The 19702-nt window shown below is 52.8% G+C and carries 19 protein-coding genes; 6 read left to right on the top strand and 13 right to left on the bottom strand.

Annotation, left to right across the window (positions count from 1 at the left end; translation table 11 throughout):
- Positions 1–21 precede the first annotated feature (21 nt).
- Positions 22–660, bottom strand: coding sequence for a pseudouridine synthase (locus VB741_RS22785; protein ID WP_323367513.1), 639 nt, complete (start codon positions 658–660; stop codon positions 22–24).
- Positions 661–750: 90 nt separating this feature from the next.
- On the opposite strand from VB741_RS22785, the gene VB741_RS22780 reads away from it, so the two are divergent.
- Entirely contained in the window at positions 751–1068 is a 318-nt protein-coding gene (locus VB741_RS22780) for a hypothetical protein (RefSeq protein ID WP_323367512.1), read from the top strand.
- Positions 1069–1089: 21 nt separating this feature from the next.
- On the opposite strand, the gene VB741_RS22775 is transcribed toward VB741_RS22780, so the two are convergent.
- On the bottom strand, positions 1090–2040 hold the full coding sequence (locus VB741_RS22775) for a tetratricopeptide repeat protein (RefSeq protein ID WP_323367511.1): 951 nt from the start codon (positions 2038–2040) through the stop codon (positions 1090–1092).
- A gap of 566 nt (positions 2041–2606) precedes the next feature.
- Here VB741_RS22775 and VB741_RS22770 point away from each other — a divergent pair.
- Positions 2607–3710, top strand: a complete 1104-nt coding sequence (locus VB741_RS22770; protein ID WP_323367510.1) for a hypothetical protein — start codon at positions 2607–2609, stop codon at positions 3708–3710.
- Positions 3711–3871: 161 nt separating this feature from the next.
- On the opposite strand, the gene VB741_RS22765 is transcribed toward VB741_RS22770, so the two are convergent.
- The 5 genes from VB741_RS22765 to hemW form a co-directional block, all read right to left on the bottom strand.
- Positions 3872–5056, bottom strand: coding sequence for a homocysteine biosynthesis protein (locus tag VB741_RS22765; protein WP_323367509.1), 1185 nt, complete (start codon positions 5054–5056; stop codon positions 3872–3874).
- A 29-nt stretch (positions 5057–5085) separates the two neighbouring features.
- Positions 5086–5253 (bottom strand): hypothetical protein, encoded by a 168-nt coding sequence (locus tag VB741_RS22760; protein ID WP_323367508.1) that lies wholly within the window; start codon positions 5251–5253, stop codon positions 5086–5088.
- A 53-nt stretch (positions 5254–5306) separates the two neighbouring features.
- A complete protein-coding gene (prmA, locus tag VB741_RS22755) occupies positions 5307–6197 on the bottom strand; it encodes a 50S ribosomal protein L11 methyltransferase (protein ID WP_323367507.1) in 891 nt (296 codons plus the stop codon).
- Positions 6198–6322: 125 nt separating this feature from the next.
- Complete coding sequence (gene serA / locus VB741_RS22750) at positions 6323–7903, bottom strand: phosphoglycerate dehydrogenase (RefSeq protein ID WP_323367506.1); 1581 nt, start codon at positions 7901–7903, stop codon at positions 6323–6325.
- Between the two features lie 126 nt (positions 7904–8029).
- Positions 8030–9262 (bottom strand): radical SAM family heme chaperone HemW, encoded by a 1233-nt coding sequence (gene hemW / locus VB741_RS22745; protein ID WP_323367505.1) that lies wholly within the window; start codon positions 9260–9262, stop codon positions 8030–8032.
- Positions 9263–9409: 147 nt separating this feature from the next.
- Here hemW and VB741_RS22740 point away from each other — a divergent pair, with 147 nt between their 5' ends.
- Positions 9410–10489 (top strand): PIN/TRAM domain-containing protein, encoded by a 1080-nt coding sequence (locus VB741_RS22740; protein ID WP_323367504.1) that lies wholly within the window; start codon positions 9410–9412, stop codon positions 10487–10489.
- 4 nt (positions 10490–10493) lie between these two features.
- On the opposite strand, the gene guaA is transcribed toward VB741_RS22740, so the two are convergent.
- Positions 10494–12041 carry a glutamine-hydrolyzing GMP synthase gene (guaA, locus tag VB741_RS22735; RefSeq protein ID WP_323367525.1) on the bottom strand — a complete coding sequence of 516 codons (1548 nt, stop codon included), beginning with the start codon at positions 12039–12041 and terminating at the stop codon, positions 10494–10496.
- A 450-nt stretch (positions 12042–12491) separates the two neighbouring features.
- Here guaA and moaA point away from each other — a divergent pair, with 450 nt between their 5' ends.
- Together moaA and VB741_RS22725 are read left to right on the top strand one after the other, a co-directional pair.
- Positions 12492–13496, top strand: a complete 1005-nt coding sequence (gene moaA, locus VB741_RS22730; protein ID WP_323367503.1) for a GTP 3',8-cyclase MoaA — start codon at positions 12492–12494, stop codon at positions 13494–13496.
- Positions 13497–13955: 459 nt separating this feature from the next.
- Entirely contained in the window at positions 13956–15272 is a 1317-nt protein-coding gene (locus VB741_RS22725; RefSeq protein WP_323367502.1) for a rhodanese-like domain-containing protein, read from the top strand.
- 53 nt (positions 15273–15325) lie between these two features.
- Here the strand turns inward: VB741_RS22725 and VB741_RS22720 are convergent, their stop codons facing one another.
- Positions 15326–15577, bottom strand: a complete 252-nt coding sequence (locus VB741_RS22720; RefSeq protein WP_323367501.1) for a hypothetical protein — start codon at positions 15575–15577, stop codon at positions 15326–15328.
- 8 nt (positions 15578–15585) lie between these two features.
- A complete protein-coding gene (locus VB741_RS22715; RefSeq protein WP_323367500.1) occupies positions 15586–15810 on the bottom strand; it encodes a DUF4327 family protein in 225 nt (74 codons plus the stop codon).
- A 178-nt stretch (positions 15811–15988) separates the two neighbouring features.
- Here VB741_RS22715 and VB741_RS22710 point away from each other — a divergent pair, with 178 nt between their 5' ends.
- The gene (locus VB741_RS22710) at positions 15989–16186 is read left to right on the top strand and encodes a hypothetical protein (RefSeq protein WP_323367499.1); all 198 of its coding nucleotides are present in this window, start codon (positions 15989–15991) and stop codon (positions 16184–16186) included.
- Positions 16187–16556: 370 nt separating this feature from the next.
- On the opposite strand, the gene VB741_RS22705 is transcribed toward VB741_RS22710, so the two are convergent.
- The 3 genes from VB741_RS22705 to VB741_RS22695 all read right to left on the bottom strand — a co-directional run bounded on the left by VB741_RS22705 (position 16557) and on the right by VB741_RS22695 (position 18639).
- Positions 16557–17849, bottom strand: a complete 1293-nt coding sequence (locus tag VB741_RS22705) for an ATP-binding protein (RefSeq protein ID WP_323367498.1) — start codon at positions 17847–17849, stop codon at positions 16557–16559.
- 2 nt (positions 17850–17851) lie between these two features.
- On the bottom strand, positions 17852–18262 hold the full coding sequence (locus VB741_RS22700) for a DUF1499 domain-containing protein (RefSeq protein ID WP_323367497.1): 411 nt from the start codon (positions 18260–18262) through the stop codon (positions 17852–17854).
- A 77-nt stretch (positions 18263–18339) separates the two neighbouring features.
- Positions 18340–18639, bottom strand: coding sequence for a hypothetical protein (locus tag VB741_RS22695; protein WP_323367496.1), 300 nt, complete (start codon positions 18637–18639; stop codon positions 18340–18342).
- Positions 18640–19702 lie beyond the last annotated feature (1063 nt).

The raw sequence follows: 19702 nt of genomic DNA, 5'->3' as shown, positions 1-19702 counted from the left end.
TGGCTGAGGTTCAGGTTCAACTCAACCTTTTGTTAAAGGATGGGTTGACGGATAAGCTAACTGAAATAGTTCTGACCGTTCGCCAGGGGCAAGGTAGCGCCACTGTCCAGGGGGTAGATCACCTAGATGCAGATGACCAATACTAACGCGTATGAGCCGTAGGGTGGGAAATCCGATGGCGGCTGTCATGCGTCGCACCTGACGGTTTTTCCCTTCCCGCAGGGTGAGCCGCAGCCAGGCGGTAGGAATCTGCTGGCGTACCCGAATCGGTGGATTGCGAGGCGGGAGGATGGGCTCCACCGGTAACAGCTCTACCTGGGCCGGTTCTGTGGTGTAGTCACGAATGGTGATCCCCTGGCGCAGTTGCTGCAGGCTACTGGCATCGGGAATACGTTCCACCTGGGCCCAGTAGGTGCGGGGATGACCAAAGCGGGGATGGCATAGACGATGCTGCAGCTGGCCATCGTCTGTTAGCAGTAGCAGTCCTTCACTGTCTCGATCCAGCCGTCCCACGGGGTATACGTCGGGGACTGGAATAAAGGATTTGAGGGTGGTGCGGTGAGTGTCCACACCTTTGCTGGGTCCGACGTCGGTGAACTGACTGAGGACATCGTAAGGTTTATTAAAAATTAAGTAGCGATGATCCAAAGTCGGAGACATTTCTTGAAGCTGTATTGAGAAATGGTGCAGTCAGTTAAGTAGATAGATATGCTGAATGAACTAATTTAGATCACTGTGAGTATCGGCAATATGAATAACGCTCCCAAGTATCGGTTTGCATGTACTTTGACCTTTGGGGACATCTATGGTCAGATCATCGTTTGGCTGATTGTACTGTTCCTGAGCTTAGCCACAGCGTTGGCACTCATGGGCTCTAGCCGTCCAGTTTATGCGTTAGTCTGTGTGGGCCTGATTTTGGTTCTGTCCCTGCCGTTTTTACTATTTGCCTTTGTGACTACCCTGATCAACCACATCGAGTTTAGGGAACTGGATGCGGTTGAGGTTAAAGAAGGGCAAACACGGCCCTTTAGTAATCCGACCATGGCCACCAGCCAAAAGGCTGCCTAGGTATAACTGCTTGGTAATCCCCTACTCGGGGTTGGTCGGTGTAGGGGCTGGAGCAGGTTCAGCCGGGACTTCAGGCAGTGTTTCAGCCGGAGATTCAACCGCCCCGGTCGGCGTTTCGGTGGGGCCACCCTCTTCTCCTGCGGTCGGCTGACCTGGGGCATTTTGGTTGATCAGTTGCTGAATCCGGTCTTTGAACTGGACGGGGGCTAGGGAGAGAGCGGTTTCAAAAAGGGGCTTGGCCTCTTCTTCTTTACCCGTTTCCCGAAGGATGAGGCCCTTGGCTAGGGTGGGGCGAAAGTCTGGGGTGCCCCCTAGGGCTTGGGCGTCTTGAATGGCGGTGTCGTAGGTTGCGATCGCATCATCATAGCGGGACTGCTCAGCATAGACCTGCCCCAGCAACAGCTTGACCGCAATCACATCAATAGTGCCCGGTTGAATTTTATTGGACTGTTCCGCTGTTTTTAGCGTGTCTTGCAGAAGTCCCACCGCTGCCTGGGGGCGTTCCTGGGCCACGAGTAAGGAAGTCAAACCCTGGAGGGCTTCCATATTCCCAGGGGTGGCGGTCAACACGCTGCGATAGACTTGGGCCGCCCCTTCTAAATCATTAAGTTGTTGTTTGGTTTGGGCCAGGAGTACGGCATAGCGAGGCTCTTGGGGGTTTAACTCCGCCAGCCTAGCCAGGGGCTCCGCCGCCGCCGCCAGGTCCCCCAGACCAATCCGAGCTTCCACCAGACCTTCCAGGGCCGCCTGGTTATCGGGTTCTCGTTCTAGGACCAAGGCATAGCCATTGGCCCGACCTTCTAATTCGGCCTGCTGATCTGGTTCGACGGTCGTTGAAGCACTGCTTTTGTCATAGTCAGAATTTTGATTAAAGGCAGCCATGAGCAGGGGACCGAGCGAGGCCGCTAGCAGGGCTACCACAGCTATAAGTAAGATGCCGCTAATCAACCAGCGATTGCGTTTGAAAGCCATGGGATTCCCCCCTTCAAAACAACTTGCCCATAGTAAACCCAAATGACCCAGTACCGCTCGGCCTGATTACGGCTTTAAAGCACTGTCCGTAAGGCAGATCATTGCCGTTATTCTTCGGACGATGGGACAGATTAACAGACTATAGTAAATGTCTTGGGTCAATATATTGCCATGTAGTGAGCCCATATCCATCAATCAGGGGGCAGAGCAAATATTTGATTGAAGAGAATATCCTTAAACTGAGCTGACATCTGCCAAAATCTATGAATGGTAACGTAAAGCAGCAAAAGGACTGAATAATTTGGTCTTCCTGGAACTGTTTTTCAAGCTAGGCTTGGGTTATTAATCTAAAAGCTGCTAGGTGCAGAGCCAATATGTACAGACTCGATATAACTCGATATAAATAATAGGTTTAGAAATCGGTTTAGAAAATAGGTTTAGAAAAATAAGTTCGTATCAATCGGTTAGATATTAAAACCCATACACAACTCCATAACTAACAATTTGAACCATCGTTCAAGCCGTTAAGTAAGCTAATTTTCCTGATTGAGGAGGTTCTGAGATTAATGAGTTCTGCAGACAGTCGCCCCCCTGATATGACCAATTCTGTATCCGAGCGCCCAGCTAATGAGTCGGATGCTAGCGTAGCTGCTGACTCTAATCCTCCTGCTTTAAAAAAGCCGCCGAGACGACCGGTTAAACCTGATCCTGTTGAGGAACCGTTGGCAAAGCCTGCTGCAGTGATGGTTGAAGCACCGGCTATGGCGAAGGTGGCTACCGCACCGGCTGTCGTTGAGGCCACGGCGGCCACGGCTGAGGAGCGACCGCCGGCGGAGTCAGAACCGGCGGAGCCCCAACCCAGGCTGCAACCAATTTCGCCGCCCAGCGAACCGATGCAGTATCGGGCCATTGGCCTGCTGAAGGGGCGCTATGAACCCTCTGAAGAGTCCTTTAACCGGGGTAATATCGTCAACCACGATGGCTCCACCACCTGTGCGGTCCTGCTGGGACGCACCACCAGCCTGGTGAAAAAGCATTTGGATTTGGAAAAAGACCATCTGTGGGTGGTCTATCCCCGGACTATTTTCCAAGATGACATTGGCATTGCGGTTCAGATTGTCGGTGTCTGGGAACCTGAAACCCTAGGCGAAGACGAAGAGGAGCCGGTGGAGGCCCCTGATGATGCAATTAAACCCGACTATTTCTCCATTCGGGGTGAAGTGATCAAATTTGATGAGCGGAAACAGGAAATCACCGTCAGCATTGTCCAGAAAATGCGCACGGGCAAGCAGCCTAAGCGTCCCTTTAAGTTGGTGATCAACGGCAGTATCGGAGTTAAAACCATTGGTTACTTCTGGGATATGCACGTGTACCGTGAAGGGAACCAGTTTGTGCTGAATGAAGGCAGCTATGTGGGGGCTGTGCCACCGAAAAAACGGTCTGAGCAACCGCCGCAATCGCGGCGACCGCCCAGCGGCGGCAATAGTTTCGGCGCTAAGCGACGACCGGCCAAGCGCTCGGGGGCACCCCGGCCGAAACCCAATTTGGCTAAAGGGGAGGATGGGGAAAAGCCCACTGCGGTGACCGTGGCTGAAGGCAACACTGCCAGTACCACGACTACGGCGACCACTGCGGAGAGAGATAGTTCGATGGATAGTTCGGAGGAGTAACGGTTGTCTGCCATCGGCTACCATTTTGTCGGGGCCAGGTAGCTTCTAAGCCTGATTTTCAACCAGTTTTTGAGCGGTTGTTGAGCTTTAGCCATAAGGCTCAACAACCGCTTAATTTTTTTGAGGTAAAAATGCCGTTTGCTTAGGCAAGGGGGCCCGGTTCAATTATTTTGAGGTAAAAATGCCGTTTGCTTGGGTAGGGGGGCGACGGGTTCACTGAGTTCAAACTCCCCCCTGAGAATCCAATCCTTGAGAGTGGCGGCCACCTTGCGCCCCAGGTAAAGGCTGGAAAGCGGTGCGGTCCTGACTCGGTTGCCGTTGATGGTGATGCGACCGGATTTGAGCTGTTGATAGCTGACTAGGCCAAAGCTGGGGCGGACCCGGCGGGGGATGGAAAAGTCAATTACCGGGGCGATGATGTCCTGATCACTGACGGTACAGGCCTGGAGCACCGCTTCATCCAAAATGGGAATGGGTACCCCCACCCCTAGCATGAGGGAGGGGCCATAGCCGCTAAAGTAGCAACCCCGCACCCATTCAGGCTGCATTTGTTTAGCATCGCCAATCAGGGCGACGGTGGCGGAGGGGCCAATAGGGGTGCCATTAGGCAGTCGCTTTTGTCGGGGAAAATGTTGGGTGCCTTCCCAGGCAATGTAGCCCGGTGCCCCCCCCACAAATAGGCGGCTGCCAATGCCAATGGTGCGCAGGTGAGGGTCGTTGAGTAGGGGGGACAGGGCCCCGGCATTGGCGTAGACGGCATTGCCGAGAAAGGGTTGCAGGGGGCCCAGGTAGGTGAGTAGGGGGCGGTCGCTGCTGTTGACCCCGACGATAAAATTTTGGTAGAGATTGCGGGGGTTAAACAGGTAAAACTGGTTGATGCTATCTCGGCTAATGGAGATGTCCAAGGTGGCGCGGGGATAGCAGTCGCTGACTTGGCCTAGGGCCCTGAGGTGGACCGATTTACCGGCAATTAGCTGGGCAATCACATGGCCACCGCCCCGCTCGCTGGCCCCATCGCTGTCGGATGTGTCTCCCCAGCGATTATTCCCGACGGTTTGGCTAGCGCCGAGGTAGAGGTCAACTGCGCCAAATCCGGCGTAGGCCATGACGCCATCTAGGTAACATTCACGAATATTAATGGGCGGATCGGTGGGGCCTAAATTAATCACAGCGCCGGAGGATTCCATCGGTTCAAAGGTGCCGGTGGTCACTACATCAACGGCGGCGGCGGCGGCCTCTAGGCCCAGTTCTGCCACCTTAAGCTTGGTTTCCTCAGCGGTCCATACGGTAATGCGACCGGCTTGGATTTTTTGATTGATTTCTGGAATGGTGCGGGTGGTGGCCATGGGGTTTATTTAAAACCGGCTCAAATAGCTTATTTCCAACGGCTGACTAGCCAGCCGCCGAGGATGACCGTGGGTAGTAAAACCATGGCTAGAGCGGCGGATTCGGGAAGAGCTAGGGTGGGGCCGACCCATTTAATTAGGGCGCTGAGGAGGGCGGATGCGATCGCAATTTTTAAGATGTATAACCAGCTATCCATCGGTTATGTCCATAAGTCATATTCCCAGCTTATATGGGTAGGCCATGCCCACCCTATGGGCGGCGAATATTCAGGCAGCACCAGTCCCCCCGTCGCCAGAGGGTAGCCACTGTCCACCCATGGTTTTCCAGGGTATCGGACACCCATTTAGACTGCTCCAACAGCACACCGCTCAAAATGCCCCAGGTGGAGGCCTTAGCAATGCCGTTAAAGTAGGGAATCAACTCGACGATCACTTCCGCCAGGATGTTACAGACAATGCCATCCACCGGCTCACTCACCTCTAGGCCGTCGATACTGCCCAGGGCGATGGAAAGCCGAGCTGGATCGACGTTATTGAGATCCCGATTTTCCCCCGTGGCTTTCACCGCCAAGGGATCCGTATCCAACGCATACACATATCGGGCCCCCAGCAGGATGGCCCCGATGGACAAAATACCGGACCCACAGCCAATATCCACCAAGGTTTGGGGCGCTGCCGTGGGCTCGCCGAGGCGCATTTCCAAGGACTCCAAACACAGCTGGGTCGTGGGATGGGTGCCGGTGCCAAAGGCAGTGCCTGGGTCTAACCGGAGGACTAACCGCGATGAATCCTTGGGCGGGTCCATCCAGGCTGGGTTAATTAACAACCGATCCCCCACGGGTTGGGGGTGCCAATATTTTTTCCAACTTTTGCCCCAGTCTTCATCCTCAATCAGTTGCCAAGTCACTTGGGGCAAATCGCGCAGGCCCAGACAGAGGGCATCCTGTTGAAACCGCAGGGCCAAGGCGGCCAAATCCACATTGCAAAACCGCTGCTGGGGAAAATACGCTTTGATCTGTCGTTGTAGGCCCCAGGACTCGCTAGCGGTGCCGCGACCATCCCAATTTTCAAACCGCCAGAAGACCGTATCCTCCAGCAGCGGGGAACAGGTGACTTGTATTTCCCACCAGGTGTTTGCCAAGGGTTTATTTAGGGGTATTGGAATGGGTTTTGACTATGGTCTGACTAGAGCGATGGCTAGAACTGGGGGGTTAGAACAGTTTCCACAAATGCCCCAAGTCTAGCCATCAGAACTGTTACACCATTTTATAGGGCAACGGTGTAGGCATCGCGGATCCCGGGCACTTTTGTGATTTCTTCCAGAATGCCATCGGGAAGCGGATCGTCAATGCTCAGCACCATGACAGCATCCCCTCGGACAATCTGACGCCCCACCTGCATGCTGGCAATGTTGACATTAAAGCTGCCCAGCAGAGACCCGATTTTACCGATAATCCCCGGCATGTCACGGTGCAGAGTAAACAGCATGTATTTGGTGGGGGGTACGTTGATGGGGAACTGGTTCACATCGGTAATCCGCACCTCGGAGCCCCCCAGGATGGTGCCCGTCACGGAATGCTCCCCCAGGGAACCTTGGGCCGAAACATAGAGGGAGCCAGTGAAATCCTTGACACTGGCATCGCGGGTTTCAATCACCTTAATGCCCCGCTCCTTGGCCTCAATGGAGGCGTTGACGTAGTTCACCCGCTCCCTTAGAGCATTGCTTAATAAGCCTTTCAGGGTGGCAATCACAATGGGTTTACTGTCTTGGTCCGCCAGTTCACCCTGAAGCCGAATCTGCACCTGTTCCACCCGTCCTCCCGCCAGCTGCCCCGCCAGGTTACCCAGGGTTTCCGCCAGTTGTAGATAGGGGCGGAGCTTCTCTAGCACATCGGGCCGGAGGCCAGGAATATTGACGGCGGAGCGGGCCGGGAGACCTAGTAAAACATCCCGAATTTGCTCAGCCACATCAATGGCGACGTTGATTTGTGCTTCGGCGGTGGAGGCCCCCAGATGGGGGGTGAGTACCACGGCCTTGCCCAGTTCCCTCAGGGCACTTTCCCCCAGGGGTTCATCTTCGTACACATCCAATGCTGCTCCGGCGATGGTGCCGTTTTTAACGGCCTCATACAGGGCGACCTCGTCAATGATGCCGCCTCGGGCACAGTTAATAATGCGGGTGGTGGGCTTCATCTTGGCCAGGGCTTTGGCATTGATCAAATGGGTGGTTTCAGGCGTTTTGGGAATGTGCAGGGTAATATAGTCCGCATTTTGGAACAGCATGTCCAAATCCACTAGGCTGCACCCCAGTTCCACCGCCCGTTCTTTGGAGATAAAGGGGTCATAGGCCAAAATGTTCATGCCCATAGCCCGAGCCACGGTGGCCACATGGGAGCCAATTTTGCCAAGACCGACCACCCCGAGAGTTTTTTTATAAACTTCCACGCCGGTAAAATTTTTCCGATCCCAAACGGAGGATTTGACGGTTTTGTCGGCTTCGGGAATGTTTCGGGACAGGGACAGCATCATTGCCAGGGCGTGCTCTGCAGCGGCGATGGTATTGCCCTCGGGGGAGTTAACCACGACGATGCCCCGGCGGGTGGCGGCGGGCACATCCACGTTGTCGACACCGACGCCAGCCCGACCAATAATTTGCAGCTGACTGGCGGCCTCAATCACATCGCTGGTGACTTTGGTGCCTGAGCGAATCATCAAGGCATCGTAGTTGGGAATGATTTGAACCAGTTCTTCGGGGGTGAGTTTAGTTTTAACGTCAACTTGGGCCACCTGGGCCAAAATATCGAGACCTGATTGGTCGATGGGGTCTGAGACAAGTACCTTTGGCATAACAGGAGGAATCTTTTTTCACAAGGATTGATCGTATCCTTTGGCAAATTATGGATCGCCCCTATCGTTACCGATGTTACAAAACGTTTAAGTTTTGCTGAGGGCCATGGCCTAATTTCCAAGGGTTTAATTTCCAGAAATTTGATCCCCGGCGATTTGCTCCAGACCATGGAACAGATCCGCTAGGACAGCATTGGAAATCAGAAAGCCGTCGGGATCGCTGAGGCGGAGTCGGTTGTTCTCGAGCACCACATGGCCTTGGGGTAAATAGGGCCGTAAACATTGGTGGAGCATGGTGGTAAAACGATCGCCCCAGATCTGGGTAAAGGGACCCAGATCAATCCCTTCGGCGAGGCGCAGGCCAACCATGAGATGGTCGGTCAGTTGCTCCATGGGTGGCAGTTTAGGTTCATCCAGCACCCCATTAGCTTGTTGATACTGCTCCACCCATTGGCGGTAGGTCTGCTGGGTGCGGGGTCGGGCTACCCGCTGGGCCTGGGTGTAACTGGTGGCCCCCAGGCCAAAGCCGTAGAAAGGGCGATTTTCCCAATAGGTGCGGTTGTGGCGGCACTGGTGACCGGGTTTGGCGTAGTTGGAAATTTCGTAGTGGTCATAGCCTGCGGTGGTCAGCATCTGCTGGGCAAGGCGATACATGTCCACGGTGGTGGCTTCCGTGGGTAGAGGCGTCTCACCGGGTTGGTACTGTTTGCCAAAAGGCGTTTGGGGTTCGATGGTGAGATCGTAGATGGAGAGGTGGTGGGGCTGGGTTGCGATCGCACTTGCCAAACTCCCTTGCCATTGCGCCAAGGTCTGATGGGGCAGCCCTGAAATTAGATCCAGACTCCAGCTGGGCACTCCCGAACGGTGCATGTCATCCACCGCCCGATGGACATCCACCAACCGATGGAACCGCCCACAGCGTTCCAGCAAGCCATCATCAAATGCCTGCACCCCCAAGCTAATGCGATTCACCCCCAGGGCACAGTAACCCTGCACATGGGCCAAATCAAACGTGCCCGGATCCATTTCCATGGAAATTTCTATCGCTTCAGCAAAGCCAAACTGCTGTTCCAGGGTGTGCAAAATTTGCTCCAACTGAGGTACGGACAGTAGAGAAGGGGTGCCTCCCCCAAAGAAAACCGTTCTCAGGGCTGGCCCCAAGGGAGAGGTGGCCCTTATTTCCCCACACAGCCATCCCACATAGGTGCTGATGGTGCCCGATGTCTCTCCCCGCAGGCGATTGCCAATGACCGAAATGGGAAAATCACAGTAGAAGCAGCGGCGACGACAAAAGGGGATATGAACATAGGCGGCTGAAGGCCCATCTGGTCCCTCAGATAAGGGCTCGGATGGGGGCATGGGACCGCATGGGAACATAAAAGCATTAGGTAAGAACTCAATGGGGGGAACATTCAGTGACTATAATGTCGTTGTTTGGGCCTTTCCGGGAATGGTCTAACGTTTACCATCCCCTTAAAAGGGCCACCTCAGGCCGACATCATTCGAATGCTAGACGCATTAATCGTAATTTCATTTATTTTGGCAGGCGCGGGCATCGGCTTTTATGCCGTTGACCTACTACCCCCCCCAGTTTTAGAACAGGTCAACAACATTGAAGGCCTGGGAACCGTGATGGCCGGATTTGGCGGGCTGATTGGCACCGGTTTAGGGATCGCGGCCCAGACCAGCTACCGTCGTCTGGAAAAACAAATCCGCAATCTGCCCCCCGATCGGATCTTTGCCCGAGCCATCGGCTTGATTTTAGGGTTGCTGATTGCCAACCTAATTTTGGCCCCGGTGTTTTTATTGCCGATTCCCAGCGAATTTAACTTTATTAAACCCCTGGCCGCTGTCATGAACAGCATTATCTTCTCGGTATCGGGCATGAACCTGGCCGATACCCAAGGCCGGGCCCTGTTGCGGTTGGTCAACCCCAGCAGTGTAGAAAGCATGCTGATCGCTGAAGGCACCCTCAAACCCTCAGCCCCCAAAATTTTAGACACCAGCTGCATCATTGATGGTCGTGTAGAGAGCCTGTTGGAAACCGGCTTCCTAGAAGGGCGGATTGTTGTCCCGCAGTTTGTTTTGCAAGAGCTGCAGACCGTAGCCGATGCCGCCAACGACCAAAAGCGAGCCCGCGGCAGGCGGGGTTTAGACATTCTCAATCGGTTGCGGGTCACCTATGCCGAGCGCGTCGTGGTGGACCCGGCGGACTACATGGACGTGCAAACCGTGGATGCCAAACTGGTAAAGCTGGCCCAGGAAATGAATGCCATGCTGCTGACCAATGACTACAACCTCAGCAAAGTGGCTCGGGTGCAGCAGGTGGCGGTTTTAAATATTAACGATCTAGCCAAAGCCATTCGACCCTCCTATTTGCCCGGAGATGACATTGAGATCAAAATCCTTAAAGAGGGCAAGGAAGATTCCCAGGGTATTGGCTATCTGAACGATGGCACCATGGTGGTGGTGGAGGCCGGTAAGGGCTACATTGGCAACAACGTTTTAGTGGTTGTGACCGGAGCCTTACAAACCTCCGCCGGTCGGATGATCTTTGCCCGCCCCAAGGGGGCGGCGGTAGCTTAAAGACCTATTCCCATTCGATGGTGCCAGGAGGTTTGGAGGTAATATCGTAAACCACCCGGTTCACCCCATCCACCTCATTCACAATGCGGTTAGAAATCGCCTCTAGGAGATCGTAGGAGGGACGGGACCAATCCGCCGTCATCCCATCTTCACTGCTAACAAACCGCAGCACGATGGGATAGGCATAGGTGCGTTGATCCCCCATGACCCCGACGCTGCGCACTGGCAGTAGCACCGCAAACGCCTGCCAAAAATCGTGGTACAGACCACGATTGCGGATCTCTTCCCGCACAATGTAGTCTGCATCGCGCAGAATATTGAGCCGCTCTGGAGTTACTTCCCCCAGGATGCGAATGGCCAAACCTGGACCCGGAAATGGCTGACGTCGCACAATCTCATCGGGTAAACCGACGGACCGCCCCACGTTGCGCACCTCGTCCTTAAAGAGTTTGCGCAGGGGTTCGATCAGCTTAAATTGCAAATCCTTGGGCAGTCCCCCCACGTTGTGATGGCTCTTGATCTTGACCGCCACCCGCTCCCCCGTTTTCGGATCCATATTGGTATCGGCAGATTCGATCACATCGGGATAGAGGGTGCCCTGGGCTAAATAGTCAAAGGGACCCAGGCGTTTAGATTCCTCTTCAAAAACCCGAATGAATTCGTGACCGATGCGCTTACGTTTTTCTTCAGGGTCCGTAATGCCCTCGATTTTGTCCAAGAATCGCTGGCGGGCCTGGACATATTCCACCCGAATGTGGAACTGTTTATCGAACAAGTCCACCAACCGCTCGGGCTCTCCCTTCCGCATGAATCCTTGATCAATAAACATGCAGGTGAGCTGGTCGCCAATGGCCTGATGCAATAAAAAGGCCAAGGTGGAGGAGTCCACCCCCCCGGAAAGGGCCAGCAGAACCCGCTTATCACCGACCCTGGCCCGGACTTCACGAATGGCCTCTTCGACAAATGCCTCCGTGGTCCAGGTAGGCTCACACTGACAGATGTGATAGACAAAATTCTGAATCAGCGCCTGACCATTGACGGAATGCACCACTTCTGGATGGAACTGCACACCATAAAAGCCCCGTTCATGGTCCGCCACAGCGGCACTGGGGGTGTTGTCAGTGTGGGCCAACACATCAAATCCTGGGGGGAGTTGGGTGACCGAATCACCATGACTCATCCACATGGTGGAGCCATTGTCCACATTGGTCAGCAGGTCTGTGGGATCGTCAATATGGAGGGATGCCTTGCCATATTCACCCCGCGCGGCTGTTTCCACCTGGCCGCCCAGCTGCTGCACCATCAGCTGCATGCCGTAGCATACGCCTAGGACTGGAATTCCCAGGTCCCAAATGGCGGGATCGCAGGTGGGGGCGTTGTCAGCATAAACAGAGTTAGGTCCCCCCGAAAGGATGATGCCCTGAGGGTTCAGCTGGCGAATTTTCTCGGCTGAGGTGCGGTAGGAAAGCACTTCTGAGTAAACGTGAGTTTCGCGAATGCGGCGAGCAATCAGTTCAGAATATTGGGAGCCAAAGTCAAGAATAATCAGCATTTGGCGGTCGAACCCAGGAGATGTCCCAGATACGGTGTCAGTAATGGTAGGAGTTGGTGCAGTCACGAGTTAAATCCTGATGCTGAGGTGGACAGGGAAACGTTAATTTTTATGGGTATGGGGGCGTCCCTGGGGCGTGCTTCCTGGGGGTAAAGGAGGTTTAAGGGACGGATATCACGGGCCCTGATGTCAGGTGAACTAATGCTTGCCTAGGGAGGATAGGGATTGATATTAGGGATTTTCTAGGGGGGTTTTAAAAAGATTTTATCTAGATTAGCAAACCGATGGCGGTAATACCCCATCTTCTAAACTCTTGATCAGAATTTGAGCCGATTGACCTAGGGGTATCTGTTTGGCAGGAAATACCTAAAATGGTTCCCAGAGATTCGTCTCCGTCTTAGGAAGGGTGGTTCATAATAAAGAGCCGGCGAGCAGACCCTCCATAAGCCTATGAATCCGATTGACTACCTGCGCATTAGCCTGATCGACCGTTGTAATTTTCAATGTGTATATTGCATGCCGGAGGGGGCTGACCTGAGCTATGTGCTACGGGAGTTTTGGCTTAGCCATGACGAAATTTTGACCCTCTTGCAGGGGGTGTTTATCCCTCTAGGGTTTACTAAGTTTCGCTTGACTGGGGGGGAACCCTTACTGCGTCCAGGTATTGTGCCATTGGTGCAGGCTATTGCCCAGCTGCCGGAGACAACAGATCTGGCCTTGACCACCAATGCCTTTAAGTTAGAGAAACTGGCTCAGCCTTTATATGATGCTGGTTTACGCCGCATCAACATCAGTTTGGACTCATTGCAACCGGAGACGTTTCAGGCCATTGTTGGCCCTGGGGCTAGGGATACGGCATCGAACCAAATGCGCTGGCACCAGGTGTGGAATGGCATTCAAGCGGCTCATCAGGTAGGGTTTGACCCGCTTAAGCTCAACGTTGTTGTCATCCCAGGGGTAAACGATCATGAGATCTTAGATTTGGCGGCGTTGACCCTCGATAAAAATTGGCATGTGCGTTTTATTGAATTTATGCCGATTGGCAATGACGATCTGTTTTCTGATAAGGGATGGATTGATTCTGAAACCATTCGACAACAGATTCGCCATCGCTGGGGTTTAGAAGAGTCGAACATTCGGGGGAATGGTCCGGCGGATGTGTTCAAAATTCCAGGGGCAAAGGGCACTTTGGGGTTCATTAGTCAGATGTCTGAGTGCTTTTGCGATCGCTGCAACCGCATGCGGCTTTCCGCCGACGGCTGGCTCCGCCCTTGCCTGCTGAATGAAACCGGCCAACTGAATTTACGGGAAGCCCTGAGGGGTGGGGAATCAATCCAGTCAATTCGAGAGCGTGTTGGTGCCCTAGTGGCCAATAAGCCAGAAATCAACTTCAAGATGAGGGAATCGGGCACAACCGGTGCCTACAGTCGCACCATGTCACAAATTGGAGGTTAAAGACGCCAGGATGTTGGTCAAGGCAATCTAAAAATGAGACATCCTGTCTTTTTATTAGTCTTAATTTAAGACTAATAAATCTTTTTTAAGATCCTTTTGTCTTAAATTAAGACTAATTTGTCTTCTTATAGACTCAATTTGAGATTATATAGTCTTAGTTTGATTCACCTGCCCGACCCTAGCTACCGTGCATAACTGGCCTCAAAGTCCTTTGCCCGACCCTAGCTACCGTGCATAACTGGCCTCAAAGTCCTTTGCCCGACCCTAGCTACCGTGCATAGCTGGCCTCAAAGTCCTTCTCCCCCAGGGAGAAGGATTTAGGATGAGGGAAAACCCCAGGCCAAATATCCCTTTTAGGTCACACTCTTCCAGATGTGTATACCCCATAGCCCAATCGTGCATGCAGGTTTTCCAAGGAATTGCCCCTATACTTTTAGGCGTAGCTGGCCATGGCGGGTCATGGGAACAACGATGTATCGCCAGGGAAGCAATTTAGTTTTAGTGGCCTGCCTCTGTCTTCATTTGGCGGCCTGTGGTGCAATGGCGGAAACCAGTGCGCAGATATCTCAACAGGCATTAGTCACCCAGATCGAATCGGGGGCTGCTCCGTTTATTTTGGATGTGCGTACGGCGGAGGAATATGCAGCAGGTCATATTCCAGGAGCAATTAATATCCACTTTCAGGAACTGGGTGACCGGCTAGATGAACTGCCGGACGAACCGATTGTGGTGTATTGCGAGCGGGGAGTCCGAGCCAACATTGCGGAACAAACCTTACGGGAGGCGGGGGTGGACTCGGTCCTCCACCTAGAGGGAGACATGTCCCTATGGCGCAAAAACAATTTACCCCTTGAGCGAGAGGGTGTTTTACCTGAATCGCTTTCTGAATCCTCACCTGAATCCGAACGGCCCCTATCGTCTGTTACGGACTCAGCAGAACTAGCAGCGGCCCAGGCGGCAAAGTCATTAGAACAGCGGTGGATTGTGAGCGCTACGGAAGCCAAACAGCTGATTGACCAGGGGGCTACCCTGTTGGATACGCGCAAGCTGGCCCTCACCCGTTTGCAAAATGCTGTCTATGCGGACTGGAAACAGTTTTCTCCTGGCGATGCGGTCCTGGCCGGTAAGCTGCTGGACCAGGATGCTGCCCTCACCCAACGACTTCAGTCTTTAGGCATTTCCCAACATACCCCGGTGGTGGTGTTTGCGGACCCTCCCGGTGGCTGGGGAGAAGATGGCCGCATTGTATGGATGCTGCGTACCCTGGGCCATTCCCAAGTGGTGCTGGTGGATGGGGGCTTTAAGGCCTTGGTAGATGCCGGGGTGCCGGTGCGTCAGGGGAATGGGGCTGCTGAACCTGGAGATTTTGTGGTGGAGCGAAACACTACCTGGGAGATTCAGCGAGACCAACTTAAAGCGCAGTTAGGTGAGAAGAATTTTGTGGTGATCGATACCCGAGAGGCGCGGGAATATGCGGGCAAGACTCCCTATGGAGAACAGCGAGGGGGCCATGTCCCCGGAGCGATTAATCTGTATTTCAAAGAGTTTATGGGCCAGGATGGCAGGCTGCTGCCAGCGAATGAAATTCGGTCAAAGCTTTTGACAGCAGGCATTACCCCTGAAACTCAAGTTGTTGTGTATTGCACCGGGGGAATTCGGTCTGGCTGGCTGGCAGCGGTGTTGGTCTCCCTGGGATATTCAGTCAAAAACTATGCGGGTTCCATGTGGGAATGGTCAGCGGCTCCTGCCAAAGACTATCCTTTGGAGATGTTGTAATTCTGTTCACCCCTGATTAACCATGGCCGATTGCCTTGCCCTCCCCAACACGTCTAAGGGATAGGGCGGCAGCGGTGTAGGCCCTCGCCTTGAAGTGCCAAAAGCCCGACCTGAGGCCCATTGTCGTGGGTGATTACCAGCTCACTGTGTTTTGTTAGATCGGTTAATGCCGTAGTGGCCTGGCGAATATTCTGTAACTGTCGCTCAGCCATCAAGGGTTCACTGCGTTTGAACAACGCATTGCCCCCCAGAGCCACGACACTCAGCATGGGACTTTCGGCTCGAGCGCGCTGATGAGGTGCCATGGTTGCGGTTAGTCGTTGGTCCAGTCTTCGTGGCTCAGGAGATCAATCACGCGATCGCGCAAAAAATAGTCGTGGGCTACCAGTTCCCGCTCGACGATTTCTCGTTCTCGCGCTGGGAAAAAGGTGCACAGGCGATAAATGGGCTGGTGCCGTCTTAACTTACCGCAATCCACGAGCTGACGAGCTTCTTCTTGAATTGTCTCGATATCAATAACGACCGTCAATGCCAGCATAACTCAGTCCCTTGCGTGACTACCGGATGTTGCGATCACTCTTCACCCCTCCAGTCTAAAGCGGAAAAAGTATTAAATTTTACATTTAACGTTTTTTTAACCTGAGGTCGACAAGGAATGGAGCGCTGAAAAAAGCTGGGGGTTACGCTCAAAGTGTTGAATTCCAAGCACCTCAGCCATGTCCCAGATCTGCTGTGACGTTGACGACTTCTACCGCGAGTTTGAGCGACTGTGTGAGCGAGATATCGCTCGACTGCCGTGGGATGGCCAGCCGAAAAGCTATCACTCCCGGTTAAGGGTCAGCGAAGTGATGACTATCATCATCGTCTTCCACGGCTCGGGTTACCGCACCTTTAAACCTGAGTTCGATAGTTAAAAAGTGGCTTGTGGTAGGGCTTTAAGCTCAGCATTAGGGATGCCCAACTAAATTTACAACGGTAAGCATAATCCAACGACTGGATTGGTAGGCCATGAGCTACAAAGCTGAAGTCTCAATTCAAGACTGAACTGCCTTGAAGTAGGTCTAGATTTGAGACATTTCAATCTTTATTGGAGACAATTTTGTGTGTTTTCACGTCTCAATTCAAGATTAGTTTGCCTTGAGGTTGGTCTAGAGTTGAGACTAATTAGTCTTGAATGGAGATAGTTTCGAGGGGCTTCAGTGTCTCAGCTTAAGATTAATGAAGTTAATTTGAGTCTATTTTTGAGAATCATTAATCTTTATTTAAGATTGATAATTCTCATATTCAAAAAAGGTTGCTTTCGGTTTGGGGTAGTTGCACGGTGGCTGTGGTGCCTGTTTCTGGGTTGGAGGTAAAGGTAAGGCTGCCTTGATGGGCATCGATGATGCGTTTGACGATGGCTAGGCCTAATCCATTGCCAGAAGACTTTGTTGAGAAGAAGGGTTGGGTGAGGCGAGCGAGAATGTCAGGGGGAATGGGTGAGCCACCATTGTGGACGGTGAGGCAAGCTTGATCTGTTTTTGAGAGAGAGATGTTTACTGCTTCTCCTGGGTTGATGGCTTCGCAGGCATTGCTGATGAGATTGATCAACACTTGTTTTAGTTTGTCGCGATCGCAACTCACATGCACTGCTACATCGGCCAGAGTCACCTGCAGGCTGCGCTCAGCAATGACAGGCTGTTGTCCTAGGGTTTCGACGGTTTCTTGGAGTAGTTGATTGAGGTCGCAGCGGACGGTTTCTAGGATCTGGGGTTTGGCATATTGCAAGATGCCATCTAACAATTGCTTGAGGCGGTTCTCTTCTGCTAAGGCGAGGCTGAGGCGGTTGCGATCGCGTTCCCCCAGGTCCAACGCCTTCAAAGCATGGAGACCCATGCGCACCGTGGTTAACGGGTTACGAATTTCATGGACAATCATGGAGGTAAATTCACCAATGGCTGCCAGTCGTTCTTTTTCGATCAGCTGGGACTGGGCCTCTTTTAGTTCGGCGGTACGTTTGGCTACTTCGGCTTCTAGGGTTTCGTTGAACTTCAGCTGCTGCTGATATAGCTGAAAGTTATCAATGGCGATGGTGGCCCGCTCGGCAAATAGCTCCACGCATCGAATCTCTTCTGGGGCAAAGTCCCTGGGTTGTTTATGGAAGCAACAAATGGTGCCCAGGAGCTTGCCGGTCGGAGACTGTAGGGGCACCCCCAAATAGGCCCGATAGCCCTCGGGAGTTGCGCCGTAATGGGTTTCACACTGGGTGTCCTTTACCGTCAGCAGGCGCTGGGTTTGGATCACGGTTTTGGCTACTGAGCCGTGGATCGGGTAGGGTTCGTCATTCTCGTTGTCCCAGTCAAGACTGCTGGCTAGGACCTTGCTGAAGTCTCCTAAACTCAGGGTGACAACAGCCCAATCCATGGCGGTTAGTTCCGCTACACCATGGGCAATGTCATTGAGATATTTTTGTAGGTCCCCCTGGCGGAAGCTAAGGGACATGAGGTAGTCCAACGTGGTCTGGGCCAAACGGTTTGACGATGACGTTGGACTGGATTGATCCACTTTTTCCATGCCAGGGTTTTGGTCTGGTTTCATGGTCAGTTGGCAGTTTGAAATTTTTCTCGAATGGTGTCTACCCGTTTGCGATTGACCCCCAGATCGGACTTGCCTAGGCGGGCGGCCGCTCGCACATGGATGACGCCTGTCTGTCCAGCATAAAATTCAACATCATCCACAAAGCCCATGAGCTTGCTGGAGAACTCGGCGTAGAGGTAGTCGGCAGTGGCTGCGTTGATGGTGGAGCGTTCCATCCCTTCAATGATGGCTTTGAGGGATGAAATGGCATCTTCGGATGATTTATCGCTGGTAATCGGGTCAATAAAGTGCTCTTTGTCGCTGGGGTCAGCCTGGCTGCAGACACAGTTGGGTGTGCCAGGGCAGGCCAGCAGCTTACCTTGGTTAACGCCTAAATTGCCAGGACGTTGACCGGAGAAGGAAAATAGAGACATATATACACCCTTGAGCGCAACGTTGGCTTAGCTGCCATAACGATAAGTCATGTCTGGCTAGGCTAATGCTTCTAAGGCTACAGTGCTTCGACTTCGGTCAGGAGTTCTTCTACAAATTTTTCAACATTGTCGATCAGATCCATTTCCCCCAGGGCTTGCCATTCGTCGGGGGTATATTGGCCGTCATGGCCGATCACCTCTTGCACCCATTGGACTAGGTTGCTGGTGTCTTGAAACAGGTCTTGGGCTTTGGTGCTGGCGTCTCCGTCTACTTTGGCGGCAAGGCAGACTTTGAGTAGCTGGCCCAGGCGGGTGTCGGGGGTGGTGGATAGGAGAACTGCGATCGCAGTGGTGACGGCTTCTTGGTTGGGGGACATGGGGTGATGGCTGGGTAGAGAGCATGAGCAATATATTGTTTTTACAGATGAGTTGAGGGTTGATCCGGTTTCTATTGTTCCTATGGGGAGTTGGTAAATTTGGGTGTGTTGCGATCGCAACACACCCATCCCACCGACCTTTGCTCATAATCCTGCCCATGCCCATGGTTCTGGGGTGGAAATTACCAACTTTGATGGAAATTAGGCCATAATCTGGGGCAATGTATTACCCCTGGCCCATGGTGGAAGATATCTTTCTAGCGCGAACCGAGGAGCAGCAGCAGTTTCGCCGGATGCTACAGGCGATGCTGCTTGTAGCTGAATAGCCCCGTCCATCTCGTTAGCATGGGTATCTGGATAGAGCCATGCATTTGCTAAATTAGTCGCTGTCAAATCTGGATAATCTTCAGGTAAATAAGCTGCTGTTACCCCTGGTGCTGAAAACTCATCAGCGATCAAACTGGAATCGATTCTTGGCATCAGCGGTTGACCCACCCCGTTGCCCCTCCCGGGAGGGGATGAGGTATTGGAGCTTGCTTTTGTATGCTGCATTGAAAGCCTGGCTGACTAGTTGCGTATACCGCAACCAATCAATCAGATAAAATTCAATAAAATGAAGGCATTCAAGGAGGTGCTAAATGATCTTGGACTAAAAATGGACTAAAATTACGTCCTTGCCGTCTGAGATCCTGTAGCCCTTATGCCCCATACTCTACACGTATACAGGCAGTAAGAAAAGCTCCTGCAATGGACCTCGGTCTGAGGTTATCTGAGGGCGAGGTCAATCTGCTATTGCCATTGTTAAGCCAGGTTGCGATCGCAACCTGGCCCAGAAAAACCCGCAAAAGAAAACCATTAGCTTTCACCCTAATTCGAGACACATCAAACACGCACCCCTTTTGTTATTGAAATGACCAACAACTTAGTGAGATAGCTAGTAACTACTCAGGCTTAAAAAATTAGAGAGTTTTCCCAGGTTACAGAGATTATCAGCTAGCGTAATCCAAATATAGGAATTGGTAACCTCCTTGAGCAAGCCCAAGGGTCGCATCAAACTCAGTGA

It is taken from the genome of Leptothoe sp. PORK10 BA2, assembly GCF_034932105.1.
Taxonomy (GTDB): domain Bacteria; phylum Cyanobacteriota; class Cyanobacteriia; order Phormidesmidales; family Phormidesmidaceae; genus Leptothoe.
This window is presented reverse-complemented; position numbering and strand designations above follow the sequence as displayed.